The organism is Bradyrhizobium sp. USDA 3311 (genome assembly GCF_054062495.1).
In genome coordinates this window covers 8,215,453-8,240,350 of the sequence record NZ_JBSSFI010000001.1, presented here as the reverse complement: position 1 = coordinate 8,240,350, position 24,898 = coordinate 8,215,453, and the positions used below count along the sequence as shown (strand labels likewise).

Sequence of the window (24,898 nt, the reverse complement as noted above, 5' to 3'; positions counted from 1 at the left end):
ATTGGGAAATGCCCGATACCGTCCAGGAAGTCTTGCAGGCCTTTGCCAGGGGCGAGCTCGTCGTCGTCACCGACGATGAGGACCGCGAGGGCGAGGGCGATCTGATCGTCGCGGCCTCGCTCTGCACCGCCGAGAAGATGGCGTTCATCATCCGCCACACCTCCGGCATCGTCTGCGCGCCCGTGACCACGGAGGACGCGCGCCGCCTGCGGCTCGATCCCATGGTCGCCCACAACGATTCCGCGCATACCACCGCGTTCACGGTCTCGATCGACTACAAGCCCGACGGCGGCACCGGCATCTCCGCCGAGGAGCGCGCCTCGTGCTGCCGCGCGCTGTCCAATCCCAATGTCGGCGCCAACGATTTCGCCCGGCCCGGCCACATCTTCCCGCTGATCGCCAAGGACGGCGGCGTGCTGCTGCGCTCCGGCCATACCGAGGCCGCCGTCGACCTCTGCAAGCTCTCCGGCCTGCCGCCGGTCGGCGTCATCAGTGAGCTGATGAACGACGACGGCAGCGTGATGAAGGGCGAGCAGGTCGCCCGCTTCGCCGCCCAGCACGAGCTCAAGCACGTCACCATCGCGGACATGATCGCCTACCGCCAGGTGCGCGAGAAGCTGATCGAGCGGGTCTCGACCTTCGTCACCGACAGCCCGATCGGCCCCTTGCAGGGCTATGCCTATCGTTCGCCGTTCGATTCCATCGCCCACGTCGCCTTCGTCTACAACGGCGTCGGCGACGGCAAGAACGTGCTGACGCGCTTCCACAAGCCGAACATCGTCAAGGACATCTTCACCGGGCACAAGCGCATGGCGGCCGTGCTCGAGCATTTCGAGAGGTCCGGCCGTGGCGTGCTGGTTTACTTGCGCGACGGCGCTGCCGGCGTGCCGGTGGCTCCGCTGCCCGACGAGACGTCGACGGAGGCCGACCGCAACCGCCAGTGGCGCGAGATCGGCGTCGGCGCGCAGATCCTGCGCGATCTCGGCGTCACCTCGATCCGGCATCTCACCTCCTCGGTGCACGACTACAAGGGCCTGTCGGGCTTCGGCATCGAGATCGTCGCCAACGAGCTGCTCGAAATCTGACGACGTCGTTTCCGGGCGCGCGCCGTTGCGCGAGCCCGGAATGACCGAAACCAGGATGCAATTGAACTTGTTGCCGCGGCGCTTTACTTTGTCGGGCAATTGTTGACGGAACCAGACGCGAAAGGACGTTTCATGAGCGTGCGCCCTCAGACCAAGGACAAGCCGGCTGCGGCTTCTTTCCAGTGGGACGATCCGTTCCTGCTCGACGAGCAGCTTACCGAAGACGAGCGCATGGTGCGCGACACCGCGCGCGCCTACGCCCAGGACAAGCTGCTGCCGCGCATCACCAAGGCCTATCTCGAAGAGACGACGGATCGCGAGATCTTCAACGAGATGGGCGAACTCGGCCTGATCGGCATCACGCTGCCCGAGGAATATGGCTGCGCCAATGCGAGCTACGTCGCCTACGGCCTGGTCGCGCGAGAGATCGAGCGGGTCGATTCCGGCTATCGTTCGATGAACTCGGTGCAGTCCTCGCTGGTGATGTACCCGATCTACGCCTATGGCGACGAGAACCAGCGCAAGAAGTACCTGCCGAAGCTCGCCAGCGGCGAGTGGGTCGGCTGCTTCGGCCTGACCGAGCCCGATGCCGGCTCCGATCCGGCCGGGATGAAGACCCGCGCCGAGAAGGTCTCGGACGGCTACCGCCTGACCGGCAGCAAGATGTGGATCTCGAACGCGCCGATCGCCGACGTGTTCGTGGTCTGGGCCAAGTCGGCCGCGCATGACAACCAGATCCGGGGCTTCGTGCTGGAGAAGGGCATGAAGGGCCTCTCCGCGCCGAAGATCGGCGGCAAGCTCAGCTTGCGCGCCTCCATCACCGGCGAAGTCGTGATGGACGGTGTCGTGGTTCCGGAAGACGCGCTGCTGCCCAACGTCTCCGGCCTTAAGGGCCCGTTCGGCTGCCTCAACCGCGCCCGCTACGGCATTTCCTGGGGCGCGCTGGGCGCGGCCGAGGACTGCATGCACCGCGCCCGCCAGTACACGCTCGACCGCAAGCAGTTCGGCAAGCCGCTGGCCGCGACCCAGCTCGTCCAGAAGAAGCTCGCCGACATGGAGACCGAGATCGCGCTCGGCCTCCAGGGCTCGCTTCGCGTCGGCCGCCTGATGGACGAAGGCAAGTTCGCCCCCGAGATGATCTCGATCATGAAGCGCAACAATTGCGGCAAGGCGCTCGACATCGCCCGCGTCGCGCGCGACATGCACGGCGGCAACGGCATCTCGATCGAGTACCACGTGATGCGCCACGTCCATAACCTCGAGACGGTCAACACCTACGAGGGCACCCACGACGTCCACGCCCTGATCCTGGGCCGCGCCATCACGGGCATTCAGGCGTTTTTCTGACGAGGTCATCCGTCATTCCGGGGCGCGCGAAGCGCGAACCCGGAATCTCGGGCCGCATTATTCCTGTTCCATCGAGATTCCGGGTCTGGCCCTGACGGGCCATCCCGGAATGACGTCAAAGAACAAAGAAGAAGCCATGTCCGACAACGACGACGTCCCGTTCAACCGCAACTTTCCACTCAAAGCCGGAATCGTCGAGGAAGTCCGCCCCGGCGTGCGGCGCGTGCTCTGTAACAATCCGAGCCCGTTCACCTTCAGCGGTACAGTCAGCTACATCGTTGGCACGGGCAACGTCGCGATCATCGATCCCGGTCCTGATGATGCGGCGCATGCGGCTGCGTTGCTCGATGCCGTGCGCGGCGAGACGGTGAGCCACATCTTCGTCACCCACACCCACCGCGACCATTCGCCGAACACCGCGCGGATCAAGCAGGCGACCGGCGCGCCTGTTTATGCCGAGGGCCCGCACCGCGCCTCGCGCCCGCGCTTCGAGAGCGAGAAGCACAATCCGGAATCCGGCGTCGATCGCGATTTCGCGCCCGATATCAGGATCGCCCATGGCGACGTCGTCGAGGGTGCGGGCTGGCGCCTCGAGGCGGTGGCGACGCCGGGTCATACCGCCAACCATCTCGCCTTCGCCTGGCCCGAGCGAAAATTCAACTTCGTCGGTGACCACGTGATGGGATGGTCGACCTCGATCGTTGCGCCGCCCGACGGCTCGATGATCGACTACATGGAATCGCTCGATTGCTTGGCCGCCCGCGAGGAGGATCTCTATTTCTCAGGCCATGGCCCCGAGATACCGGATGGTCCGCGCTTCGTGCGTTTCCTGATCCGCCACCGCAAGGCGCGCGAAGCCTCTATCCTGCATCGTCTCGCCAAGGGCGAGGCCGACATCCCGACCATGGTGCGTGCGATCTATATCGGCATCGATCCACGGCTGACGACGGCCGCGGGCTATTCCGTGCTGGCGCATCTGGAAGATCTGGTCGCCCGCGGCGTGGTGGCGACGGATGGCGATCCCGTGATTGGCGGGACATACCGGATGGCGGGAGCCTAGCTCACCGTCACTTCTTCACCGTCTTCGCCGGTGCCTTCGGCGGCGTCACCGGGGTCTTCTTCACCGGCTTCAGCGCGTCCGCATCGGCGGCGGTGTTGAGATCGTCGATGAATTTTGTGACGCGGGCGGCGTTGCTGCCGAGGTCGCTCTCGAAATAGCGCGAGGCGGAGCGGATATCGACGCGGGAATCGTCGCCGTCGGGCACGACCCTGATGGAAATGTCCTCGCGCAAACCCATGATCGGCGTGCGCGCCACCGCCTCGATGCGTCCGATGCGGCGCGGCGGCTGCGGCGCGCGCTCGTCGATGACGAGCCATTTGCGCTTGTTGACGATCTGGAGTGCGATCGCATAGGCGCGGTCGACCGGGATCTCGAGTTCGATCGGCTCGATATCGGGATAGAAATGGCGCTGCTGCTCGGCCGAATAGAGGCCGGCATAAACCGCGGTATTGGCGCCTTCACCGGTGCGCAGGCGCGCCAGCGCGTCGAAGCGGGGCGGGTCGATCGGGTCGGTCGTGACGTCGTGGATCGCCGGCAGCTTGCGGTATTGCAGGCCGAGATAGGCCGGGTAGGCGAGGATCATGCCGTCGATCAGGAAGGCGAGCAGGATGCGCGCCATGCCGCGCGAGCCGTTCTGCCAGATCGCGGCGAAGCCGGCGAGGCCGAACAGGATCGAGAGCGCGGCGATGGCGAGGCCGCCGAAGAAGGTGGCGAGCGCCGGCTTCGGCTCCAGGAAGCCGAACCGGACGACGAGGATCGACACCGCCACCGCCACCACCGCGAACACGGCCAGATTGCGCGCCCAGCTGGCGAGGCTGGACACGGGCTCCGACTGGTAGGGAGCGGAAAACCTGCGGGCCATCGGGTGAGCTCTGCCGGGGTTTTGGAGGCGGTGCCGCGCCGATCTGGCGCGACGACAGGAGGCGTTGAGACCACGCCCCGGCGGCAAATTCAAGGGAGACCGGGTTGCTACTGCCCGTCATTCCGGGGCGCCCGAAGGGCGACTCCGGAATCTCGAGATTCCGGGGTCGATGCCGTTGGCATCGCCCCGGAATGACGTGTAAGTCCTACGCCGCCGCGTTCGGGAAGCGGTAATCCTTGAACTGGTCGCGCAGCGCGGTCTTCAGGATCTTGCCCGTGGCGGTGTGCGGGATGCCCTCGACGAAGGCGACGTCGTCGGGCATCCACCATTTGGCGATCTTGCCGTCCATGTACTTCAGGATGTCCTCACGGCTGGCCTGCTGGCCCTGCTTGAGCTGCACGATCAGTAGCGGCCGCTCGTCCCATTTGGGGTGGAAGACGCCGATCACGGCGGCTTCCGCCACGGCCGGATGGCCGACCGCGAGGTTTTCGAGGTCGATCGAGGAGATCCACTCGCCGCCGGACTTGATCACGTCCTTGGAGCGGTCGGTGATCCGCATGTAGCCGTCCTCGTCGATGGTCGAGACGTCGCCGGTGTCGAAGAAGCCGTCCTCGTCGAGGATGTTGGCATCGAGCCGATAATAGGCCTTGGCGACGGCGGGGCCGGACACCTTGAGGCGGCCGAAAGTCTTGCCGTCCCAGGGCAGCTCCTTGCCGGCGTCGTCGGTGATCTTCATCTCGACTGCGAAGGGCGCGTAGCCCTGCATCTGGAGCACATCGAGCCGCGCATCGCCGGTCGCGTTCTGGAACGGCGGCTTCAGCGCCGCGACGCTGCCGATCGGGCTCATCTCGGTCATGCCCCAGGCGTGGCGGACGTTCGAGCCCATGTCGAGGAAGGCCTTGATCATCGAGCGCGGCATCGCCGAGCCGCCGCAGATCACCATCTTCAGGTGCGGCAGCTTCAGATTGTTGGCGGTCATGTGCTGGAGCAGCATCAGCCACACCGTGGGCACGCCGGCGGTGTGCGTCACCTTCTCGGTCGAGAGCAATTCATAGACCGAAGCGCCGTCGAGCTTGGCGCCGGGCATCACCAGCTTGGTGCCCTGCGAGGGCGCGGAGAAGGCGATACCCCAGCTGTTGGCGTGGAACAGCGGCACCACCGGCAGCATCGTCTCGGAGGCGCTGGTGCCGAGCGCATCGACGTTGTTGGCCATCAGCGCGTGCAGCACGTTGGAGCGATGCGAATACAGCACACCCTTCGGATCGCCCGTGGTGCCCGACGTGTAGCACATCGCCGCCGCCGTGTTCTCGTCAAAGTCCTTCCATTTGAATTTGCCGTCGGCCTGCGCAATCCAGTCCTCGTAGGCCACCGCATTCTTCAGCGTGGTCTCGGGCATATGCGCCTTGTCGGTCAGCACGACGTAGCGCTCCACGCTGGGCAGCTTGTCGGCGATCTTCTCAAGGATCGGAACGAAGGTGATGTCGGTCATCACGATGCGGTCCTGTGCATGGTTGATGATCCAGGCGATCTGCTCGGGGAAAAGGCGGGGATTGACGGTATGGCAGATGGCGCCGATCCCCATGATGCCGTACCACGCTTCGAGATGGCGCCAGGTGTTCCAGGCGATCGTTGCGACGCGGTCGCCGAGCTTGATGCCGTCGCGCTCCAGCATCTGCGAGACCTTGAGCGCCCGCTTGTGGATCTCGGCGTAGGTGGTGCGATGGATCGGTCCCTCGATCGATCGCGTGACGACCTCCTGCTTGCCATGAATCCTGGCGGCGTGTTCGATGATCCGGTGGCAGAGCAGGGGCCAGTCTTGCATCAAACCAAGCATTCCGACGTTCCTCCGAGAAGTCGCTGGACGCGTTATCGCTCTCAGCGTTGGGCCAAAGAATTGTCATGAGTTTTAGCCTGCCGGACTTTCGCCGCAAATGGTCTTGTCGCGGCTATATGTCCGCCGGCGCGGCAATGGTTACCGTCGCGCTGGGGCTGACGCTTGGGCTCGCGGATCGGGCGGAGGCGCGAAAATATGCTGCGCCGCTCGATATCTTTGGCTTTGGTACACCACGGCCGCGCGCGAAGGTTCATTCCGCCAAGATCCCGCTACCAAGACCTCGCCCCGCGGAGGCCCCGAAAGCACCGGACGGGGCCGCACCGGAGGCCGACGGCAAGCCTTCCCCGGACAAGCCTTCCCCCGACAAGCCGGCCGAGGCGCCGCCGCTGCCCGAGAAGCAGGTCTCGGCCTGCCGGCTCGCGCTGACCGAGGAGATCGCAATTGCACCCTCCATCCCCGATATCCGCGGCCCCGGCGGCTGCGGCGGCGAGGATCTGGTGCGGCTGGAGGCCATCGTGCTGCCGGACAAGCGCAAGGTGGCGGTCAAGCCGGCGGCGATCCTTCGCTGCACCATGGCGTCTGCGATAGCCGACTGGGTGCGCAAGGACATGGTGCCGCTGGCTACCAGTCTCGGCTCGACCATCAGCGATCTCGACAATTTCGATAGCTTCGAGTGCCGCGGCCGCAATCGCATCGTTGGAGCGTTGCTGTCCGAGCACGGCAAGGCCAACGCCCTCGACGTCCGCGCCGTCAAGCTCGCCAACGGGCAGTCGATTGGCCTCACCGATCGCACCATGTCGCGTGACGTGCGCGAGCGTGTGCTGCATTCGGTGTGCGCGCGCTTTTCCACCGTGCTCGGCCCTGGCTCGGACTGGTACCACGAGGACCATATCCATCTCGACCTGGCGCAGCGGCGCAACGACTACCGGATCTGCCAGTGGAACGTCTGGGATCCCCTGCCGCAGATCGCGCCGCTGCTGCCGGCGGAACGGCCCGAGGAGGCGCCGCCGCGCGAGGTCGCGTCCAAGCCTGAGGCAAAGGATGGGGCTGGTGACGAGGCGGCGGAGAAATCCCCCGCGCCTGCGGACAAGCCGGCGGCCGACAAGGTCCAGCCGTCCAAGCCGGCAACAAAAAAGCGCCGGTAAAACCGGCGCTTTTGAATGTCGGAGATCGGGAGAGGCGATCAGTAGCTGCCCGCCTGGCCAGTTCCGCCGGCGCCGAGCGCCAGGCGCGAATTGTAGGGCGAGTCGCCGTGCTTCGGCTCGAGCACCACCACGATGGTGCCGACCTTGACGCGGCCATAGAGGTCGATCGCGTCCTCGTTGGTCAGACGGATGCAGCCCGACGAGATCGAGGCGCCGATATATTCCGGCTGGTTGGTGCCGTGGATGCGGAACAGCGTGTCCTTGCCGCCCGAGTAGAGATACATTGCGCGGGAGCCCATCGGATTGTCCGGACCGGGCGCAACATAGGTCGGCACGCCCAGGCGCGAAATCTCGCCCGGGGTCGGATGCCAGGCCGGCCACTCGGTCATGCTGCCGACCTTGGCGATGCCCGACCAGGCCATGGCTTCTTCGCCGACGGTGATGCCGTAACGGATCGCCTTGCCGCCATCCAGCACGTAATAGAGGTAGTGGTTGTCGGAATCGACCACGATCGAGCCGGGCGATTCTTTGCGGTGATATTCGACGATGGCGCGGCGGAACGGCTCTGCGACCGGGGTGTTTTCGTACCGGACCTTGGCGAGCAGTTCCTTGTCCTTCGGCTTGAAGGCCTTGGTGTCGGTCGCTTCGAAATGCGTGGCCTGCATGCAGCCCGACAGCATCAGGCCAGCGGCCAAAATCCCCAACTTAACTTTCAGCGACGACATGATTTGGTTCCAATCAAAACAATACCGCGCGGGAAAGCCTGAGCTTAGCGCCCAACTTCCTCGACTCCGTTAATCCCATTATCGTTGAAATCTGCCACAATTCCAGCACTCAAGGCCTTTTCCCGCGCTGCGAGACCTCAGCTGTGGCTTTTTTGCCGCAAGTTTTTCAGGTTTACGCGGGTTTTGGGGCAAAGCGTGCCGGATTGTCGATTCTGTGTCACGGTTGGGCCACAGCGTCGCCACAAATGCAAACGCTCCGTTAATGTGCTTGTCATGATGAACTTGTCAGAATCGCGCTAAAGGCTGTCATTCTGTCGCAGGTTCTCTGGAGTTGTTCATGTTTTCGGTGTTTGTTCCCTCCGAGTCCTCCCTCAAGAAGGCCGTCATCGAGGATCTCACGGCGTTGCCGGAGAATGCGGTCTGGATCGACCTCTTCAGTCCGAGTGCGGCCGAGGACAAGGCGGTGGAGCGGCTTGCGGGCATCGCCATCCCGACCCGGGAAGACATGCAGGAGATCGAGATCTCCAGCCGCCTCTATATCGAGAACGGCGCGCGCTACATGACCGCGACGCTGATGTGCCACTCCGATACCGACATGCCCCGGACCACGGCGGTGACCTTCATCCTCGGCGACCACCGCCTGGTGACGGTGCGCTACGACCTGCCGAAGCCGTTCGCCCTGGTCGAGGCCAAGCTTGGCCGCTCGTGCACGCCGGCGATCACCGGCGAGATGGTGCTGATGGAACTGCTGGACGCCGTGATCGACCGCTGCGCCGACATTCTGGAGCGCTGCGGCGCCGAGATCGACCAGGTCTCGCACGACATCTTCGAGCCCGAGAGCGAGCGCCACGGCCACGCCAAGCAATATTCCCAGATCCTGATCTCGATCGGCCGCAAGGGCGATCTGACCTCCAAGGTTCGCGAGAGCCTGGTCTCGATCGGCCGCGTCGTCGCCTTCCTCTCGGCGGTGGTTGAGGGCGTGAAATGGTCCAAGGACATGCGCGAGCAGCTCAAGACCATGCAGCGCGACGTCTCCTCGCTGACCGACCACGCCTCCTATCTCTCCAGCAAGATTACCTTCGTGCTCGACGCCATGCTCGGCGTCGTCAATCTCGAGCAGAACAACATCATCAAGCTGTTTTCGGTCATGGCTGTTGTCCTGATGCCGCCGACGCTGATCGCCTCGATCTACGGCATGAACTTCAAGTCGATGCCGGAACTCGAATGGGCGCACGGCTATCCGATGGCACTGGTGCTGATGCTGATCGCGGCCATCGTCCCGTACTGGATCTTCAAGCTCAAGAAGTGGCTCTGATACCTACCGAGACCTTACGCCGTTCGTCGAGACACGGTGGTTGGTGTCGCAGAATAGAGCGGGATTGCGGCGTCGCGGTGATGCGTGGCTGCCGCCCCAATTCCTCCGGTAAAATTTGAGCGGTGAGCTGAACGTTTGCGCGAAACTTGTCTGCGATAAGTAGTGCGTAGCCGCGAGGAACAGCCATGGTTGAAAAACACATAACGTCGCCCCGGAACGTCATCGATCTGGCGAACTATCGTCAGGCCCTGGCGAACGGCAAGGCGTCGTCGATGTCGGCACGCATGTGCCGGCACTGTGGTGCTCCGCTGCTCGATGGTGAGAACGACGACGACTGCTCGACTGCATTCAGCACGGCCACGCCAAGGCCGCGCGAGAGGTCACGTCGGATTCGACTCGATTGAGCAACGGAAGGTAAGGGCGATCCAGGTCTTGCGGCGGCTTTGTCTGGATCGCCTGCTTCCCTAGGCACTGTTTCCAATTCCGTCATTGCGAGAAGCGAAGCGACGAACCAATCCAGACCGTCTCCGTGGAGGCGGCCTGGATTGCTTCGCTGCGCTCGCAATGACGACCGCTAAAGGATGGTCTAGACGTGCTGGCCGCCGTTGATGTGGATCTCGGCGCCATTGACGTAAGACGAGGTGTCCGTGCACAGCACGTAGACGATCTTGGCGACCTCGTCGGGCGTGCCGAGCCGGTGCATCGGGATCTGCTGCTCCACGATCTTCTCGGTGCCGGGCGACAGGATCGAGGTGTCGATCTCGCCCGGTGCGATCGCGTTGACGCGGACGCCGACGCGGCCGAAGTCCGAGGCCATCTCGCGCGTCAGGGATGCAAGCGCGGCCTTGGAGGTGGCGTAGGCTGCGCCTGCGAAGGGATGCACGCGCGAGCCCGCGATCGAGGTGACGTTCACGACCGAGCCTCTGGCCGCCTTCAGCTCCTCGATCAGTCCGCGCGCCATCATGATCGGCGCGAAGAAGTTGACGTGGAAGACATGCGTCCAGGTATCGAGGTCGGTGTCGACCGAACCGAGCCGGGAGCCGCCCGGGCCCTTCGGCGAGATCGCGGCGTTGTTGACCAGCGCATGAAGCATGCCGCCCTCGAGGCGGTTGCGGATTTCGGAGATCGCGCGGGTCGTGTCCTTGGGGTCGGCGAGGTCGACCTGGATGTGGTCCTCAGGGCCCGCATCCCAGGGGCAGTCCTCCGGGAAGGGATGCCGCGAGCAGGTGATGACGCGCCAGCCCGCCGAGGAGAAGCGGATCACGGTGGCATGGCCGATACCGCGGCTCGCTCCGGTCAGGAGCAGCGTGCGTCGCGGTGCGTTTGACGAATGCGGCATGAAGGTCTTTCAGGTCGGGGCCTAAGGGTACATCCGCGTCTTGGACCACTTCTGGCCGGCGGCGTCACGACGAAATTCGATGCGGTCGTGCAGACGGAATGGGCGATCGTGCCAGAACTCGATGCGGACCGGTGTGATGCGCCAGCCGCTCCAGCCCGGCGGCCGTGGCACCTCGCCGATGATGTATTTGGCCGCGACTTTTGCGATGGCCTGTTCGAAGGCGAAGCGGCTCTCCAGCGCCTCGGACTGTTTGCTCGCCCAGGCGCCGATCTGCGCCTGCTTGGGGCGGGTGGCGAAATAGGCGTCGGCCTCGGCGTCAGTCACCGGCGTCACGTTGCCGCGGATGCGGACCTGACGGCGCAGCGACTTCCAGTGAAAAAGTAACGCTGCCTTAGGATTTGCGGCGAGTTCACGGCCCTTCTGGCTCGCGATGTGGCTGTAGAAGACAAAACCCTCGGTATCGAAGCCCTTCATCAGCACCATGCGCACGTCAGGCAAGCCGTCCGGGTCGACGGTTGCGAGCGCCATGGCATTCGGATCGTTCGGCTCGCTCTTGATCGCTTCGTTCAGCCAGGTCTCGAACAGCGCAAAAGGCTCGTCGGCGGCGGTGAAATCACCGGATGTTAAGGGTGTCTGGTGTTTCATCGAGGTCGTGTCGGTCATGTCTGGAGTCCGAGTTGCGTTCCGCGGCCCAAAACGCGTTGTTGTCCGCTACCGCCCTATATAGGGCATGGGGACGCGTTGGCCTATCGGCGATCCGGCCGTCGGGCCTTGTCATGACGATGGTCCTGATCGGCTTCGGCGCCGGCGGCTGCAGCTTTTCGCGCAACGACACCAGCGCCTATGCCAAGGCCGACGACAGCGACCTCACCGGCTCGATCGCGCGGCCGGCGAAGGACGCAGCACCGACCGAGACCGATCTTGCCTTCGCCCGCAACGCCGCCTCCGACGTGCTGAGCAAGGGCGACAAGGATTCCAGCCAGCACTGGGAGAATCCGGTGACCGGGGCGCGCGGCTCGGTGACGCCGATCGCGCAATCCTATGCCGCCGAGGATGGCCGCAGGTGCCGCGACTTCCTCGCCAGCTACGTCAACGGCAATACCGAAAGCTGGCTCCAGGGCGCCGGCTGCCAAAGCAGCCGTGGCCGTTGGGAGATTCATACGCTAAAGCCGTGGCGGAGCTAGGATTCGGCCGGCAATCCTAGTTGCAAAAATGCCACTCTCTCCCCACATGGTTCGCAGGTGGGGCGGGGAGCCCTTTGAACAATTCGATTTCTTTGAAGGAGACGTGACGGATGCGCGACCCCTATGAGGTCTTGGGGGTGCCGCGGAGCGCCAATGCTGCCGCGATCAAGAGCGCCTATCGCAAGCTTGCCAAGAAGCACCATCCCGACAGCAACAAGGACGACCCGAAGGCCGCCGAGCGTTTTGCCGAACTCAATTCGGCCAACGAGATCCTCGGCGATGAGGACAAGCGCAAGCAGTTCGACCGCGGCGAGATCGACGCCGACGGCAAGCCGCGCTTCCAGGGCTTTCCGGGCGGCGGCGGGCCGCGCGGCCGCGCAGGTCCCGGCGGGTTCGAGAGCTATACGTTCCGCTCCGGCGGCGGCCCGGGTCAGGGCGGCGGCGCGTTCGAGGACATCCTCAACAGCATGTTCGGCGGCGGGGTGCGCGGCGCGCGGCCGGGGGCCGGCGGCGCCGGGCAGTTCGAATTCGACACCGGTGGGATCGGGCTCGATCTCGACGTGAATGTCGCCATGTCCGTCTCGCTGGAGGAGTCGGTCAAGGGCGGCGAGAAGCGCGTCCGCCTGCCGACGGGCAAGGAGCTCAACGTCAAGATTCCGGCCGGCGTCACCGAGGGGCAGCAGATCCGGCTGCGCGGGCAGGGCGAGAGCGCCCAGGGCCATCCGCCGGGCGATCTTCTGATCACCATCGGCATCGCGCCGCACCCGTATTTCAAGGTCGAGGGCGCGGATCTCAGGATCGACCTGCCGGTCACGCTCTACGAGGCGGTGCTCGGCGGCAAGGTCCGCGTGCCGACCCTTGGGAATGCAGTCGAACTCTCGGTCCCGAAGAACACTTCCAGCGGCCGCACCTTCCGGCTGAAGGGCAAGGGCCTGCCGAAAGCAGGCGGAACCGGGGATCTCTTCGTCACTGTCAGGATTATGCTACCGGACGGGAACGACGCTGAGCTTGAAGCATTGATGGAGAAGTGGCGGGACCAACACCCCTACAATCCACGTAGCGGGCTTGGTTAGGGCGCGGTCGGAACTGAAGGGGTTTTCCTAAGGTCTACAGCATCCTCTCTTGCAGATGATGCTCATCATATGCCTGAGGCGCGATAGCGCTTCTCGGCTCATATGCTCGACGTGTCGGCTGTCCGGCGGGGCAGCCGATAAAAAGGTGCGGCCTCGAGAGGGGGACCAGCGCGGTACCAAAAACCCCAATCGAGGCCGCCCGCGTCGATCGGCGGATCGAACGCTGCTCATTTTCGCGTGATCATCCGGTGCGATAATGAGACGCGCCGATGTCTTGATTCCAAATTTTCAATGACGGAATCGAGGCACCGCGCTTGCGCGGTTGTCTAGGTGCCGTTTTTCTCTGCCTGGTCGTACACGGCCTGCGCCACCTTGGTCAGCCGGTCGCGATCGCCACCGCCGCTGACGACGTAGCCGACCCCGCGCTCCGCCCAGAACAGCGCGCCGTCCTTGTCCGTCTTGGCGTACCGCATCTGCGTTGCACCATTCTCGGTCTTGGCGGTGTAGATCGTGTACCGCTCGCCCGAGGCGCCCTCATACATCAGGAACGACGCCGGACCGTTCGGCCCTGGCAGGAGCCGGCCGCCGACCAGCTTCAACCCGCTCGCCTCCAGGTTCGGCGCGAACACGGTCCAGCCGCAGCGCCGGGTCAGCCAGGCCTGGAGATGGTCACGCTCGTTGCCGCCGACCTCGACGGGGTGGCGGACCTCGACGACATAGAGACGGTGGGCGTCGAGTGCGTCGGCCGTAAAACTCTGGAAGGTCGAGGGGGAGTTGGCGGCGCCATGCGCGATCCAGCCGGCGGTGCCGCCGGCGACGAAGGCAACCAGCACAGCCGCGGCGGCGCCATAGAGCCATTGCCGGGGGCGGCGCTCCAGCCGTTCGAGCTCCAGCCGTACCGGCACCGGCTCCTGGGCGACGGAATCGTAGCGGGCGTGCAGCATCTCGGCCATGTCGCGCCAGGACTGCACCCGCTCGGCATCGTCAGGATGGGCGGCAAGCCAGGCCTCGACGTCGGCGCGGCGCTCGGCCGGCAGCTCGCCATCGACATAGGCGTGCAACTCGTCTTCGGTGATCGGAATATTGCGGTCGTTCATATCGATCGTCTCTGGCTCTGCGGCCCAAAATATCCTTCGTGACTCAACTTCGCTCGCTTTGTCGGCAGGCTGCGGACGGACCCAACGCGTTGCATCAACCCTGCCATCATTTCACCCGCCTGAGCGCCGGGCGCTCACCCTCCAGCGAGGCTTTGACGTGGGCGCGGGCGCGTGCCAGGCGCGACATCACGGTGCCGATCGGCACGCCCTGGATGTCGGCGACCTCGCGGTAGCTCATGCCCTCCAGCATCACCAAAAGCAGCACCGAGCGCTGCTCCTCGACCAGCGTTGCCAGCGCCTTCTCGATGTCGCGTCCCTCGGCTTCGGTCCCGCTGGCGTCCGGGTTGTTCTCCGTCAGCTGCATGAATTGCGGCCGCCTTGCCAGCGAGCGTCGCCGGTTCTTGTTGAGGTTGGTCAGGATCGTATAGAGCCAGCTCCTGACGTCGCCTCCGAGAAACAGGCGCTCCGAACGCAGAGCGCGCACCAACGTATCCTGCACCAGATCGTCGGCCGCATCCGCATCGCGCGTGAGCGCGCGGGCGTAGCGGCGCAACGCCGGGATCATGGCTTCCACACTCTGGCGAAACGCGCTCATTGCCGCCTTGACGTCCTGGTGTTCGGCGCAAGCGCCTTACCCATCATAACACCCGAACGGAACGGCTATTCCGGCGCTCGAAACAGCGTTAACGCCGCGTATTAGGACTGTACCGCGAAGGAGGGCTGGTGTACCTCCAGACCTCAACGAGAGCTCGACGGGACGTTCAAAAATGGCGCAGAATTCAGGTCTGATGCAAGGCAAGCGCGGGGTGGTCCTCGGCGTTGCCAACAACCGCTCGATCGCCTGGGGTATCGCCAAGGCATGCCACGCAGCGGGCGCCGAGCTCGCCTTCACCTATCAGGGCGATGCGCTGAAGAAGCGCGTCGAGCCGCTCGCCGCCGAGATCGGCGGACTCGTGCTCGGCCATTGCGACGTCACCGACGCTGCGACCATCGACGCCGCCTTCGCGGTGCTGAAGGAGAAGTGGGGCAAGATCGACTTCCTGGTGCACGCGATCGCCTATGGCGAGCAGCTCGACGGCCGCTACGTCGACACCACGCAGGAGAATTTCTCCAAGTCGATGTTGATCTCCTGCTACTCGTTCACCGCCGTGGCGCAGCGCGCCGAGAAGCTGATGACCGACGGCGGTTCGCTCATCACGCTCTCCTACTACGGCGCCGAGAAGTGGATGCCGCATTACAACGTGATGGGTGTCGCGAAGGCGGCGCTGGAGGCGAGCGTGCGCTATCTCGCCGCCGACCTCGGCGAGAAGAACATCCGCGTCAACGCGATCTCGGCCGGGCCGATCAAGACGCTCGCGGCCTCCGGAATCGGCGACTTCCGCTATATCCTGAAGTGGAACGAGCACAACGCGCCGTTGCGGCGCAACGTCTCCACCGAGGACGTCGGCGGCAGCGCGCTGTATTTCCTCTCCGACCTCTCGCGCGGCGTCACCGGCGAGGTGCATCACGTCGATTCCGGTTACCACGTGCTCGGTATGAAGCGCCCGGACGCGCCGGATATCTCGCTCGGTGGCAAGGACTAGCCTTTAGCTGGAATGCCCGTGCCCACGATCTACTATCTTCGCCATGGCGAGACCGAGTGGAATGCGCTCGGGCGGCTCCAGGGCACCAGGGACGTTCCGCTGAACGCGCGCGGCCGCAGCCAGGCCGTGCAGGCCGGCGGCATTCTCGCCGATCTGTTCAAGCGCGACGGCCGCGACAAGGCGGCGCTGCCCTATGTGTCGAGTCCGCTCGGCCGCGCGCGCATGACCATGGAACTTGCGCGCGGCATGCTCGAATTGCCCGTGGCCGACTATTCGCTCGACGATCGCCTGCGCGAGATCGGCTACGGCGTCTGGGAAGGGCTGACGCTGGCCGAGAGCGAGGCGACCGATCCCGAAATCTATGCCAGGCGCCTTGCCGACAAATGGACGGTGGGCCCCGCAGGCGGGGAGACCTACGCCGATGTACAGGTCCGCGTGCGGGCCTGGTACGATCAGCTCCGGACCGACACCGTCGCGGTCGCCCATGGCGGGACCTGCCGGGCCCTGATGGTTTCGCTTGGCCTGGAGACGCCGGCCAGCGCCGCCGAGCTCTATATCGAGCAGGGCGCCGTCTACGTGTTCCGGGACGGGCGGCTGGAGAAGTTTAGTTAAGCCAAGTTTTCGTCATTCCGGGGCGATGCGCAGCACCGAACCCGGTGCGCCCTTGCGCACCTGAGAATCTCGAGATTCCGGGTCTGGTCCTTCGGACCATCCCGGAATGACAGGGAGTGTGCGGGTTTGACCCCCGGCCCCCCGCGCGTTACCACACGCCGGAACCGAGCGAGCACCAATGTCCTTCAACACCTTCGGCCACATGTTCCGCGTCACGACCTTCGGCGAGAGCCACGGGGTGGCGATCGGCTGCGTGGTCGATGGCTGCCCGCCCATGATCCCGCTCACCGAGGCGGACATCCAGGGCGATCTCGACCGCCGCCGGCCCGGCCAGTCGCGCTTCACCACCCAGCGCCAGGAGCCGGATCAGGTGAAGATCCTGTCCGGCGTGATGGCGCATCCGGAGACCGGCGTGCAGGTGACGACGGGCACGCCGATCGGGCTCCTGATCGAGAACACCGACCAGCGGTCGAAGGACTATTCCGAGATCAAGGACAAGTTTCGGCCGGGCCACGCGGACTTTACCTACGAGGCGAAGTACGGCCTGCGCGACTATCGCGGCGGCGGCCGCTCCTCTGCGCGCGAGACCGCGACGCGCGTTGCCGCCGGTGCCATCGCGCGAAAGGTGCTGCCCGACGTCAAGGTGCGCGGCGCGCTGGTGCAGATGGGCCCGCACAAGATCGACCGCGAGAAGTGGGACTGGGACGAGGTCGCCAGGAATCCGTTTTTCTGTCCGGACAAGGACAAGGCTGCGTTCTTCGAAACCTATCTCGACGGCATCCGCAAGAGCGGCTCCTCGATCGGTGCGGTGCTCGAGATCGTCGCTGAAGGCGTGCCGGCGGGCCTCGGTGCGCCGATCTATGCCAAGCTCGATTCCGATCTGGCGGGTGCGATGATGACCATCAATGCCGTGAAGGGCGTCGAGATCGGCGCCGGCTTTGGCGCGGCTGAGCTGACCGGCGAAGAGAACGCCGACGAGATGCGCACCGGCAATGACGGCACGCGCTTCCTGTCCAACCACGCCGGCGGCGTGCTGGGCGGCATCTCCACGGGGCAGCCGGTGGTGGTGCGCTTCGCGGTGAAGCCGACCTCGTCGATCCTCCAGCCTCGCCTCACCGTCGATCGCCAGGGCGCCGACACCGAGATCATGACCAAGGGCCGCCACGACCCCTGCGTCGGCATCCGTGCCGTCCCCGTCGGCGAAGCCATGATGGCCTGCGTGCTGGCGGATCACTTCATCCGAGACCGCGGGCAGGTGGGACGCTAGAGCGGGGTGAGGCGTTAGTGTCGCGGTACCAGCCCACCGCGCAGCTTGACGTCCCCAGAACTTCGTCCGCAAATGCGGACATGCAAAACTCCGAGCTCCAGCGCATCACCAACTGGCTGATCGACGGCGCGAGGTCGTCCGGGACCCGGCCGAGATGATCGCCGACGTTTGCGAGCATCTGGTCGCAGCTGGCCTGCCGCTGTGGCGGTTCGGCATCTTCATCCGTACGCTGCATCCCGAAATCTTCGGCCGCAACTTCATCTGGCGGGAAGGCCAGGAGGTCGAGATCGGCACTGTCGATTTCGAGATCCTGGACACGCCTGAATTCGCACGCAGCCCGCTGCGGATCGTGTTCGAGGAGGGGCTGGAGGTCCGGGGACGGATGGACGACCCCGACAGCAAGCGGTTTCCGTTCCTCGACGACATGCGCGCCGAAGGCGTGACCGACTACCTCGCGATGCCGATGCCGTATCTCGACGGCTCGATCCACGCAACGAGCTGGACCACGCGTCACCCCAGCGGATTCAGCGACGACGACGTCGCGGCGATCCGGGCCATGATGGCGCCGCTCGCGCGCGTCAGCGAGATCGTCAGCCTGCGCCGTACCGCCGAGATGCTGCTCGACACCTATGTCGGTAACCGCGCCGGCGCGCGCATCCTCGGCGGCCAGATCCGCCGTGGCCACAACGACACCATGCAGGCGGCCATCTGGCTCTCTGACTTGCGCGGCTTCACCGCGTTGTCGGACCGGCTGCCGGCCGAGACCGTGGTCGAGATCCTCAATCAGTATTTCGACTGCCAGGTCACCGCAATCCGGGGCCATGGCGGCGAGGTGCTGAAGTTCATGGGCGACGGCCTGCTCGCGGTGTTTCCAATCGACGAGTATGTCGGCGATGCCGCCCATGTCTGTTCGCGCGTGCTGGAAGCCGCGCGCGAATCCCGCGCCAGCGTCGAGGCGCTCGCCTTTCCGGTCGGCGACGTCGTCGAGCGCTTCCGCTTCGGCGTCGCGCTGCATGTCGGCCACATCCTCTACGGCAATATCGGCGGCGGCAACCGGCTCGACTTCACCTGCATCGGCCCTGCCGTCAATCTCGCGGCGCGGCTGGAGAAGATCGCCGGCCGGCTCGGCCGCACCGTCGTGGTCTCGGAGGTCTTCGCGAACGCCTGCCGCCACGACTGGCGCGAGCTCGGCGAATTTCCGATCGCGGGGTTTTCGAAGGCGCAGCGCGTGTATGGGCTGACCGAAGAGACGCCGGTGGTGATGGCCTAAGGGCGTTCAGACCGACGATCGCGCCGGTCGGCTGAGCAGAGAGCTGCGGCCGCCGCTCCTGGCTGCTGCGCGCCTCAGTCCGTCCGCTCCAGATTGTCGTGCACGCGCCGCTTCAGTGCATCGATGTCGATCTGATGCACGCTGCCGCTGCCGGCGAGGTCGAGCGCGTGCGCAGCGGCGGCGCCCATCGCCATGCAGGGGCCCATCACCCGAACGCTGGAGAGTGCGACCTTGTCGGCATCGATGCAACGGCCGGCGGCGACGATGTTGTCGGCTTCCTGCGGCGTCAGGCTGCCGAACGGCACATAGTGGACGTGGTCCTTGTCGAAGACGTGCCAGTGATGGCCGGAGCCGTGGTCGTGCAGTTCGATCGGCCACGCCGTGCGGCCGATCGCGTCTTCGAATTTGGTGCCGGCGCGGACGTCGTCGACCGACAATTGCTGGCGGCCGACGATCCAGCGCGTCTGGCGGATCCCGGGAAAGCCATAGGCGCGGATGCGCGCCTTGCCGAAGCAGGCGGGGAATTCGTTCCTGAGGAAGGCAAAGGCGCGATCGGCCTGGTCCTTGCCCTCGATGCCCTTGCGGCTCGCCTCTAGCGGCTCCAGTGGCGTCTCGACATGGGTCATGTTCATGGCGGCAACGCCGCGCCCGGGAATGACGAAGGACAGGCCCTCGCGCCGCAACAGGCCGTAGTCGCCGGCCTTCTCTCGCATGCGCGCCGGCAATTCCTCCCGGCTCGGCACCTTGCTCTCGTCGATATTCTCGACGATCAGCATTTGCGTGCCGTAGATCGGGCCGTCGTCCGGCTCACGGCAGGCAAAGCCCGCCTGCCACACCAGCGCGGCGTCGCCGGAGGCGTCGACGAAGCCGTTCGCCTCGACCTCGACGTCACCGTAGCGGGTGGAGAGATCGATCCCGGTCACGCGCCGACCGGCGACGCGGACGTTGCGCATGACGGCGCCGACGATCACGGTGACGCCGGCCGCAAGCATTGCCTTCTCGACCCAGCGTCCGAGCGCGACCTCGTCGTAATAAACGACGGTGGTGTGCGGCCCGCGGCGGTAGAACAGCGCGTTCTCCTGCGCACCGAGGTCGCCCAGGAGATCGTCGGCGATACCGTGGGTGAACTGGTAACCGTCGCTGCCGTTCGAGAACAGGCCGCAGAAGGTGCCGATGATGGAGTTGACCGCCTGGCCGCCGAGCGCGGGCAGGCTGTCGACCAGCACCACCTTGCGTCCGGCACGCGCGCCCTCGATCGCCGCCGACATGCCGGCAGCACCCGAGCCGACCACGCAGATGTCGGCGACGACGCGCGAGGGCTTTTGGTTCGCGGCACGCCGGACGATCTTGGTGCCCGCGGTGACTTCGCTCGCGCTCATGGGTAGCTCCGTGTTCTTATTGTCGTTGTCGTCAGTCATTTCGGCGCCGTCGGCCGGTCCGGGACGAAGGATTTGTCGATGATCTTCTCGGCATCGATATCGGGTTCGATCATCTTCTGGCGCTTGAACCAGGCGATCTGACGGGCGATGTCGGCGCTGTCGAGCGCGGGATCGACGACCGACAGCCCGATGCGGAGCTGCTCGACCTTCTGCTCGGTGTATTTGGAGATGATCGCAAGCATCGCGTCACCTTCCTCGCTGCGGACGAATTTGCCGTCCGCATCGCGTTTCAACAGCACGCGCGCGTAGTCGTCGGCGCCGCGGCGATAGACGGCCAGCACCTTCTCGACCAGCTTGCGGTTCTTCTCGATCGTCGCGGTCGAAGCCACGACGCAGCCGAGCATCCAGGGCGTCTCGTCGCCGACGAAGCCGAGCACGATCGCGTCGCCAGAGGCGACCACCGGGCTGATCGTGGTCGTGGCGGTGAGCGCCGCGTCGAGCTGGCCGCCCTTGATGGCCGCGGCGACATTCGGCAGCGACTGCAGGGGAACGATCCGGACGGAGGTCACGTCGAATTTCAGCTTGTCGGCGATCAGGCCGAGCGAATAATGGAAAGTGGAGCCGACTTGCGTGATGCCGACGGAATGGCCGGGCAAGTCCTTCAGCGTCTTCAGGCCCGAATCATAAGCGCGCTTGGAGGCGACGTAGGCCGTGTTCTGGAACCCGGGTGCCTCGCGCGCCGTGCCGGCAACCACCTTCAGTCCGCCCTTGCCCGCCAGGTTGTAGAAAGCGGCCGTGAAGCCGGTGAAACCGATGTCGATATCGCCGGAGACGCTGGCTACCGCGATCGGCACGGCGGCATCGAAGAATTTCAGATCAGCCTCGATCCCTTCCTGCTCGAAATAGCCGCGCTCCTTGGCGAGGAACAACGGGGCTGCCGAGGAGAGCTTCAACAGCCCGATGCGGACCCTTTCGGCCGCTTGCGCCATGCCGGTGGTGAAGAAGGCGATCGCCACCAGCGTCAGGACCAGTCGGCCTCTTGTCACGAAGCTTCTTATTGATATGCCCACTTCCGTCGTTTCCCGCTTTGCTTATTGTTCGGCCTGCGCCGGTTTTGCGGCATTGTCGGCGATCCCCGGCGGGAATGCAAAGTCGGAAAGCGCGGATGGCTTATTCCTCCGGCTCAGTCGTCAAAAGCAGTGGCGCGATGTTTCTGTGATCACCGGCCACTGCCAGACGTCCCCCTCAATAAGCGACCTTCATCGCATCTTGCAAAACTTCTCGCCACCATGGTGCAGGCCGGCCGCGGCATGGCCTGGCTGCCGGAGAGCCTCATCGCCGATCAGCTCGCGTCGGGCGAACTGGTGAAGGCGGGCGGGGCGGGATGGGAGATTCCAATCGATATCCACGTGTTTCGTCCGAGATCGCGACTGACGCCTGCGGCGGAGGCGTTCTGGAAACACGTTCAGGAGCATCCGCGCCCGAGCACTGCGCGCAAGCCAGTGCGCTCCCGTCGCGGCCGGGGCTAGCGGCCTATTCCTCCGGCTCGGTCGTGAACAGCAGCGGATAGCCCTTGGCGCGGCCGGCGTCGGTGGCGCGCGTTGCCTTGGTCTCGGCGACGTCCCTGGTGAACACGGCGACCACGCAGGCGCCCAGCTTGTGCGCCGTGATCATCACCTTGTAGGCCTGATCTTCCGTCATGCGGAACTCGGCCTTGAGGATCATCGTGACGAATTCGCGCGGCGTGTAGTCGTCGTTGATCAGGATGACCTTGTGCAGCTTGGGCCGCTCGACCTTGGTCTTGGTTCTGGTTTTCGGCTTGGTGACGGCGTCGTTCATTCCGCCTCCTGGACACGGCGGGCTCGGGTTCCGTGCCGGAGCGATCAGCTCGCGGCTTTCTCACCATATTGCAGGACCTGCACCTTCTCCAAGGTGATCAGCCCGCTCGACATCATGCCATCCAGGATGGGCAGGAATGCGTTGATGTTGTCCTCGCTGTCGACGATCTCGATCAGCAGCGGCAGGTCTTCAGAGAGCCGCAGGATTTTCGAGGTATGCAGCCGGCTCGACTTGCCAAACCCCATCGGACCGCGCAGCACGGTGGCGCCGGCGAGGTGCAGCTCGCGCGCCTTCATCACGATCGCTTCATAGAGCGGCTTGCCGTCGAAATGGTCGCTCTCGCCGATGAAGATGCGGAGCGAAACAGCCTGATTGGGAATTTGCATGGTCAGCTCCTTTTCAAGCGGTTGTAGCGGCTCGCCATGATATGGCCGAGCCAGACCGACACCAGCCAGCAGACGACGGAGGACGCGACATAGGCCAGCGCGGTGTATTTCATGCCGCCGTGGAACAGGCGGAATGTTTCCAGGCTGAAGGCCGAGAAGGTGGTGTAGCCGCCACAGAACCCGGTCATGACGAACTGCCGGTGCTCGGGCCGTGCCAGCATCCGGCCGTCCGGGCCGGTTAGCGTCGCATAGAATCCGATGATCAGCGAGCCGGTGGCGTTGATGAACAGTGTCGCGAAGGGAAAGCCTGGACCGGTATCGAGCGCGAGCCCGACTAGGTAGCGCGTCAGGCCGCCGACGACGCTGCCGGCGGAAACCCAGGCATAGAGCATCGCGCTGCGCCAGCGCTCGGTGGAGGAGGGAACGTTCATCGGCCTCTACCCTCCAAGACCGTCAGCGAGCAAGAAGCCGCAGCTCACTGCGGCGAGGCACAGTCCAACCGAGAAGGCGACGTTGCCGAGCGCGTGCATGGGCTCGCCGTTGCGGGCGAGCGTCAGCGTTTGCAGGCTGAACGAGGACACCGTGGTGTAGCAGCCGAGGAAACCGGTCACCGCGAACAGCCATGGATTGGGCGAGGCGAACATCGAGCCCGGATGGGTTGCCAGCGCGCCAAAAATGCCGATCAGGAAGGCGCCGGTGACGTTGATGGTCATGGTGCCCCACGGAAAGGTCTCGCCCAGCCGCCGCGCGACAGCGCCGGAGATGAAGTAGCGCGCACAGCCGCCGAGCACGCTGCCGACCACGATTGCGATCACTCCGCTCAGCACGACGAACGACCCCCCATCCTCATTTGCCCTCCGCTGCCAGCCCGTTGCCGACGGCGAGCAGCCCTACGAGCGACACCAGCGCGAAGCCGAGCCCTGCCAGGAACGTGCCGGCCGGACCATAGGCGTCCCACAGCGCACCGGCGATCACGCTCGCGGCCAGCAGTGCCAGGCCGGTGAACAGGTTGAAATAGCCGAATGCAGTGCCGCGCAAGCTTGGCGGCGCGGCGTCGGCGACGAGGGCCGAGAGCAGGCCTTGCGTCAATCCCATATGCAGCCCCCACAGCACGACCCCGAGCGCGAGGCCGCCGAGGCTCGGCAGCAGCGCGAGCGCGAGATCGGCGCCGGCGAGGAAGACGAGACCGAGCGCGAGCAGGCTGGTCCGGTTGATGCGGTCCGACAGCACGCCGGCCGGATAGGCCGACAGCGCGTAGACGATGTTCATCAGCACCAGCACCGCCGGCACCCACATCGCATTGAGGCCGATGTTCTGCGCGCGCAGGATCAGGAAGGCTTCGCTGAAGCGCGCCAGCGTGAAGACGATTCCGACCGCCACGACACGCCAGTAGACCGCTCCGAGCTGCCGCATCGCGGCGAGATTGAGCGGATTTTTCGCAGATTCCCGGCTCGGGTCCGGCTCCGGCTCGCTCACGGCAAAGGCGATCAGGCCGAAGGACAGAAAGGCCGGCAGCACGGCAACCCAGAACACGGCGGTAAAATTGTCAGCCGTCCACCACATCAGGCCGATCGCCGCGAGCGGTCCGACGAAGGCGCCGATGGTGTCGAGCGATTGGCGCAGGCCAAAGCTCGCGCCGCGCAGGCCGACGGGTGCGATATCGGCGATCAGCGCATCGCGCGGCGCGCCGCGAATGCCCTTGCCGACCCGGTCGATGAAGCGCGCCGCCACCAGCCATTCGACGCTGGGCGCGAGCGGGAATAGCGGCTTGGTGACGGCGGCCAGCCCATAGCCGAGCGCGGCAAGCAGCTTGCGGCGGCCGAGCCAGTCCGACAGCGCGCCGGAGAAGATCTTGGTGATCGAGGCCGTCGCCTCCGCAATGCCCTCGATGAAGCCGACCGTGAGCGTCGAGGCGCCGAGCACGGTGACGAGATAGACCGGCAGCAGCGCGTGGATCATCTCGGAGGAGACGTCCATCAGCATCGAGACGAAGCCGAGCACCCAGATCCCCCTGGGCAGCCCCGCGCGCGCAGCATTCGGTGTCGTCGTCGTCACGCCTTGGACTTCCCCTCGAACGTCCCCTTGGCCTTCACGTCCCGGCCTTCGCCATCAGGCAACAAAAAACCCGCCATTGGCGGGTTTGTCCATGCTCCCGCCAAAGGCAGAGGCTCAAAAATTGCCCCACCTCAAGCAGGAGTCATCAGCCCATCACGGTCACCGACCGCCGGGCGGTTGTCGGGGGACTCCATCCCCATCTGTGCGGCCAGCCTAGCATGGAAATCGCGCCGGACAAGTGGGCGGGATGCGTGTCCGGTACCGTCATTCCGGGGTCGGCTCTTCGAGCCGCCCCGGAATGACGGAGCCTGTGGTCGCACGTGTTCCGATGACGCTAGCGCGGCAACACGGCGGCAGCTTTGCGTAATTCCTAACTCGAATGTGAAGCGCAGGCGATCTTCGCACTTTGCGGCAAGGCGATTGCATGTCACCATCGCATCA

26 protein-coding genes, 1 pseudogene and 1 riboswitch are annotated in these 24,898 nt (G+C 65.2%); of the genes and pseudogenes, 13 read left to right on the top strand and 14 right to left on the bottom strand.

The window, feature by feature from the left end; all coding sequences use genetic code 11:
• Positions 1-8: 8 nt before the first annotated feature.
• The 3 genes from ribB to ACVWW6_RS39190 all read left to right on the top strand — a co-directional run bounded on the left by ribB (position 9) and on the right by ACVWW6_RS39190 (position 3,492).
• Entirely contained in the window at positions 9-1,085 is a 1,077-nt protein-coding gene (gene ribB, locus ACVWW6_RS39200; RefSeq protein WP_456682656.1) for a 3,4-dihydroxy-2-butanone-4-phosphate synthase, read from the top strand.
• 132 nt (positions 1,086-1,217) lie between these two features.
• Positions 1,218-2,432, top strand: a complete 1,215-nt coding sequence (locus ACVWW6_RS39195; protein ID WP_011085402.1) for an acyl-CoA dehydrogenase — start codon at positions 1,218-1,220, stop codon at positions 2,430-2,432.
• 136 nt (positions 2,433-2,568) lie between these two features.
• Positions 2,569-3,492, top strand: coding sequence for an MBL fold metallo-hydrolase (locus tag ACVWW6_RS39190; RefSeq protein WP_028175354.1), 924 nt, complete (start codon positions 2,569-2,571; stop codon positions 3,490-3,492).
• Positions 3,493-3,499: 7 nt separating this feature from the next.
• On the opposite strand, the gene ACVWW6_RS39185 is transcribed toward ACVWW6_RS39190, so the two are convergent.
• Together ACVWW6_RS39185 and ACVWW6_RS39180 are read right to left on the bottom strand one after the other, a co-directional pair.
• Positions 3,500-4,354: a DUF1499 domain-containing protein gene (locus tag ACVWW6_RS39185; RefSeq protein WP_011085404.1), complete on the bottom strand. Its 855-nt coding sequence runs from the start codon at positions 4,352-4,354 to the stop codon at positions 3,500-3,502.
• Between the two features lie 205 nt (positions 4,355-4,559).
• A complete protein-coding gene (locus tag ACVWW6_RS39180) occupies positions 4,560-6,188 on the bottom strand; it encodes a fatty-acid--CoA ligase (protein WP_011085405.1) in 1,629 nt (542 codons plus the stop codon).
• A gap of 65 nt (positions 6,189-6,253) precedes the next feature.
• Between ACVWW6_RS39180 and ACVWW6_RS39175 the strand changes: the two genes are divergently transcribed.
• Positions 6,254-7,333: an extensin family protein gene (locus tag ACVWW6_RS39175; RefSeq protein WP_456682655.1), complete on the top strand. Its 1,080-nt coding sequence runs from the start codon at positions 6,254-6,256 to the stop codon at positions 7,331-7,333.
• Positions 7,334-7,371: 38 nt separating this feature from the next.
• On the opposite strand, the gene ACVWW6_RS39170 is transcribed toward ACVWW6_RS39175, so the two are convergent.
• Entirely contained in the window at positions 7,372-8,058 is a 687-nt protein-coding gene (locus ACVWW6_RS39170; RefSeq protein ID WP_011085407.1) for a L,D-transpeptidase, read from the bottom strand.
• A gap of 337 nt (positions 8,059-8,395) precedes the next feature.
• Between ACVWW6_RS39170 and ACVWW6_RS39165 the strand changes: the two genes are divergently transcribed.
• The gene (locus ACVWW6_RS39165; protein WP_011085408.1) at positions 8,396-9,373 is read left to right on the top strand and encodes a magnesium transporter CorA family protein; all 978 of its coding nucleotides are present in this window, start codon (positions 8,396-8,398) and stop codon (positions 9,371-9,373) included.
• A 185-nt stretch (positions 9,374-9,558) separates the two neighbouring features.
• Entirely contained in the window at positions 9,559-9,777 is a 219-nt protein-coding gene (locus ACVWW6_RS39160; RefSeq protein ID WP_074077209.1) for a hypothetical protein, read from the top strand.
• Positions 9,778-9,959: 182 nt separating this feature from the next.
• Here the strand turns inward: ACVWW6_RS39160 and ACVWW6_RS39155 are convergent, their stop codons facing one another.
• The gene (locus ACVWW6_RS39155; protein WP_011085409.1) at positions 9,960-10,712 is read right to left on the bottom strand and encodes an SDR family NAD(P)-dependent oxidoreductase; all 753 of its coding nucleotides are present in this window, start codon (positions 10,710-10,712) and stop codon (positions 9,960-9,962) included.
• 21 nt (positions 10,713-10,733) lie between these two features.
• A complete protein-coding gene (gene pdxH / locus ACVWW6_RS39150) occupies positions 10,734-11,375 on the bottom strand; it encodes a pyridoxamine 5'-phosphate oxidase (protein WP_011085410.1) in 642 nt (213 codons plus the stop codon).
• Positions 11,376-11,488: 113 nt separating this feature from the next.
• Between pdxH and ACVWW6_RS39145 the strand changes: the two genes are divergently transcribed.
• Positions 11,489-11,896 carry an RT0821/Lpp0805 family surface protein gene (locus tag ACVWW6_RS39145; protein ID WP_028175353.1) on the top strand — a complete coding sequence of 136 codons (408 nt, stop codon included), beginning with the start codon at positions 11,489-11,491 and terminating at the stop codon, positions 11,894-11,896.
• Positions 11,897-12,006: 110 nt separating this feature from the next.
• A complete protein-coding gene (locus ACVWW6_RS39140; protein ID WP_011085412.1) occupies positions 12,007-12,969 on the top strand; it encodes a DnaJ C-terminal domain-containing protein in 963 nt (320 codons plus the stop codon).
• A gap of 326 nt (positions 12,970-13,295) precedes the next feature.
• Here the strand turns inward: ACVWW6_RS39140 and ACVWW6_RS39135 are convergent, their stop codons facing one another.
• Positions 13,296-14,066 carry an anti-sigma factor family protein gene (locus tag ACVWW6_RS39135; protein WP_011085413.1) on the bottom strand — a complete coding sequence of 257 codons (771 nt, stop codon included), beginning with the start codon at positions 14,064-14,066 and terminating at the stop codon, positions 13,296-13,298.
• Positions 14,067-14,172: 106 nt separating this feature from the next.
• On the bottom strand, positions 14,173-14,661 hold the full coding sequence (locus tag ACVWW6_RS39130; RefSeq protein ID WP_011085414.1) for a sigma-70 family RNA polymerase sigma factor: 489 nt from the start codon (positions 14,659-14,661) through the stop codon (positions 14,173-14,175).
• Between the two features lie 172 nt (positions 14,662-14,833).
• Between ACVWW6_RS39130 and fabI the strand changes: the two genes are divergently transcribed.
• The 4 genes and pseudogenes from fabI (at position 14,834) to ACVWW6_RS39110 (ending at position 18,798) form a co-directional block, all read left to right on the top strand.
• The gene (fabI, locus tag ACVWW6_RS39125; protein ID WP_011085415.1) at positions 14,834-15,649 is read left to right on the top strand and encodes an enoyl-ACP reductase FabI; all 816 of its coding nucleotides are present in this window, start codon (positions 14,834-14,836) and stop codon (positions 15,647-15,649) included.
• Positions 15,650-15,661: 12 nt separating this feature from the next.
• Positions 15,662-16,261 (top strand): histidine phosphatase family protein, encoded by a 600-nt coding sequence (locus ACVWW6_RS39120; protein WP_456682654.1) that lies wholly within the window; start codon positions 15,662-15,664, stop codon positions 16,259-16,261.
• Positions 16,262-16,439: 178 nt separating this feature from the next.
• Positions 16,440-17,528: a chorismate synthase gene (gene aroC, locus ACVWW6_RS39115; protein ID WP_011085417.1), complete on the top strand. Its 1,089-nt coding sequence runs from the start codon at positions 16,440-16,442 to the stop codon at positions 17,526-17,528.
• A gap of 80 nt (positions 17,529-17,608) precedes the next feature.
• Positions 17,609-18,798: pseudogene (locus tag ACVWW6_RS39110) on the top strand (adenylate/guanylate cyclase domain-containing protein).
• A gap of 74 nt (positions 18,799-18,872) precedes the next feature.
• Here ACVWW6_RS39110 and ACVWW6_RS39105 read toward each other — a convergent pair.
• Positions 18,873-20,177 (bottom strand): FAD-dependent oxidoreductase, encoded by a 1,305-nt coding sequence (locus ACVWW6_RS39105; protein WP_456682653.1) that lies wholly within the window; start codon positions 20,175-20,177, stop codon positions 18,873-18,875.
• Positions 20,178-20,212: 35 nt separating this feature from the next.
• Complete coding sequence (locus ACVWW6_RS39100; RefSeq protein WP_456682652.1) at positions 20,213-21,223, bottom strand: ABC transporter substrate-binding protein; 1,011 nt, start codon at positions 21,221-21,223, stop codon at positions 20,213-20,215.
• Positions 21,224-21,376: 153 nt separating this feature from the next.
• Here ACVWW6_RS39100 and ACVWW6_RS39095 point away from each other — a divergent pair, with 153 nt between their 5' ends.
• Positions 21,377-21,706, top strand: a complete 330-nt coding sequence (locus ACVWW6_RS39095; protein WP_456683231.1) for a LysR substrate-binding domain-containing protein — start codon at positions 21,377-21,379, stop codon at positions 21,704-21,706.
• A gap of 4 nt (positions 21,707-21,710) precedes the next feature.
• Here the strand turns inward: ACVWW6_RS39095 and clpS are convergent, their stop codons facing one another.
• Genes clpS through ACVWW6_RS39070 form a run of 5 tightly spaced genes read right to left on the bottom strand, consistent with a single transcriptional unit; the run spans position 21,711 to position 24,457 of the window.
• On the bottom strand, positions 21,711-22,016 hold the full coding sequence (clpS, locus tag ACVWW6_RS39090) for an ATP-dependent Clp protease adapter ClpS (protein ID WP_011085422.1): 306 nt from the start codon (positions 22,014-22,016) through the stop codon (positions 21,711-21,713).
• Between the two features lie 44 nt (positions 22,017-22,060).
• Entirely contained in the window at positions 22,061-22,402 is a 342-nt protein-coding gene (locus tag ACVWW6_RS39085; protein WP_011085423.1) for a DUF190 domain-containing protein, read from the bottom strand.
• 2 nt (positions 22,403-22,404) lie between these two features.
• Positions 22,405-22,833, bottom strand: a complete 429-nt coding sequence (crcB, locus tag ACVWW6_RS39080) for a fluoride efflux transporter CrcB (RefSeq protein ID WP_456682651.1) — start codon at positions 22,831-22,833, stop codon at positions 22,405-22,407.
• Positions 22,834-22,839: 6 nt separating this feature from the next.
• Positions 22,840-23,229, bottom strand: coding sequence for a fluoride efflux transporter CrcB (gene crcB / locus ACVWW6_RS39075; RefSeq protein WP_060910918.1), 390 nt, complete (start codon positions 23,227-23,229; stop codon positions 22,840-22,842).
• 19 nt (positions 23,230-23,248) lie between these two features.
• Positions 23,249-24,457: an MFS transporter gene (locus ACVWW6_RS39070; protein ID WP_304551295.1), complete on the bottom strand. Its 1,209-nt coding sequence runs from the start codon at positions 24,455-24,457 to the stop codon at positions 23,249-23,251.
• Positions 24,458-24,586: 129 nt separating this feature from the next.
• Positions 24,587-24,664: riboswitch (Fluoride riboswitch) on the bottom strand.
• Positions 24,665-24,898: the final 234 nt, after the last annotated feature.

Bases quoted from the DNA above. Each gene is read 5' to 3' on its own strand.
- ribB (WP_456682656.1), top strand. From the start codon at position 9: ATGCCCGATACCGTCCAGGAAGTCTTGCAGGCCTTTGCCAGGGGCGAG.
- ACVWW6_RS39195 (WP_011085402.1), top strand. From the start codon at position 1,218: ATGAGCGTGCGCCCTCAGACCAAGGACAAGCCGGCTGCGGCTTCTTTC.
- ACVWW6_RS39190 (WP_028175354.1), top strand. From the start codon at position 2,569: ATGTCCGACAACGACGACGTCCCGTTCAACCGCAACTTTCCACTCAAA.
- ACVWW6_RS39185 (WP_011085404.1), bottom strand. From the start codon at position 4,354: ATGGCCCGCAGGTTTTCCGCTCCCTACCAGTCGGAGCCCGTGTCCAGC.
- ACVWW6_RS39180 (WP_011085405.1), bottom strand. From the start codon at position 6,188: ATGCTTGGTTTGATGCAAGACTGGCCCCTGCTCTGCCACCGGATCATC.
- ACVWW6_RS39175 (WP_456682655.1), top strand. From the start codon at position 6,254: ATGAGTTTTAGCCTGCCGGACTTTCGCCGCAAATGGTCTTGTCGCGGC.
- ACVWW6_RS39170 (WP_011085407.1), bottom strand. From the start codon at position 8,058: ATGTCGTCGCTGAAAGTTAAGTTGGGGATTTTGGCCGCTGGCCTGATG.
- ACVWW6_RS39165 (WP_011085408.1), top strand. From the start codon at position 8,396: ATGTTTTCGGTGTTTGTTCCCTCCGAGTCCTCCCTCAAGAAGGCCGTC.
- ACVWW6_RS39160 (WP_074077209.1), top strand. From the start codon at position 9,559: ATGGTTGAAAAACACATAACGTCGCCCCGGAACGTCATCGATCTGGCG.
- ACVWW6_RS39155 (WP_011085409.1), bottom strand. From the start codon at position 10,712: ATGCCGCATTCGTCAAACGCACCGCGACGCACGCTGCTCCTGACCGGA.
- pdxH (WP_011085410.1), bottom strand. From the start codon at position 11,375: ATGACCGACACGACCTCGATGAAACACCAGACACCCTTAACATCCGGT.
- ACVWW6_RS39145 (WP_028175353.1), top strand. From the start codon at position 11,489: ATGACGATGGTCCTGATCGGCTTCGGCGCCGGCGGCTGCAGCTTTTCG.
- ACVWW6_RS39140 (WP_011085412.1), top strand. From the start codon at position 12,007: ATGCGCGACCCCTATGAGGTCTTGGGGGTGCCGCGGAGCGCCAATGCT.
- ACVWW6_RS39135 (WP_011085413.1), bottom strand. From the start codon at position 14,066: ATGAACGACCGCAATATTCCGATCACCGAAGACGAGTTGCACGCCTAT.
- ACVWW6_RS39130 (WP_011085414.1), bottom strand. From the start codon at position 14,661: ATGAGCGCGTTTCGCCAGAGTGTGGAAGCCATGATCCCGGCGTTGCGC.
- fabI (WP_011085415.1), top strand. From the start codon at position 14,834: ATGGCGCAGAATTCAGGTCTGATGCAAGGCAAGCGCGGGGTGGTCCTC.
- ACVWW6_RS39120 (WP_456682654.1), top strand. From the start codon at position 15,662: ATGCCCGTGCCCACGATCTACTATCTTCGCCATGGCGAGACCGAGTGG.
- aroC (WP_011085417.1), top strand. From the start codon at position 16,440: ATGTCCTTCAACACCTTCGGCCACATGTTCCGCGTCACGACCTTCGGC.
- ACVWW6_RS39105 (WP_456682653.1), bottom strand. From the start codon at position 20,177: ATGAGCGCGAGCGAAGTCACCGCGGGCACCAAGATCGTCCGGCGTGCC.
- clpS (WP_011085422.1), bottom strand. From the start codon at position 22,016: ATGAACGACGCCGTCACCAAGCCGAAAACCAGAACCAAGACCAAGGTC.
- ACVWW6_RS39085 (WP_011085423.1), bottom strand. From the start codon at position 22,402: ATGCAAATTCCCAATCAGGCTGTTTCGCTCCGCATCTTCATCGGCGAG.
- crcB (WP_456682651.1), bottom strand. From the start codon at position 22,833: ATGAACGTTCCCTCCTCCACCGAGCGCTGGCGCAGCGCGATGCTCTAT.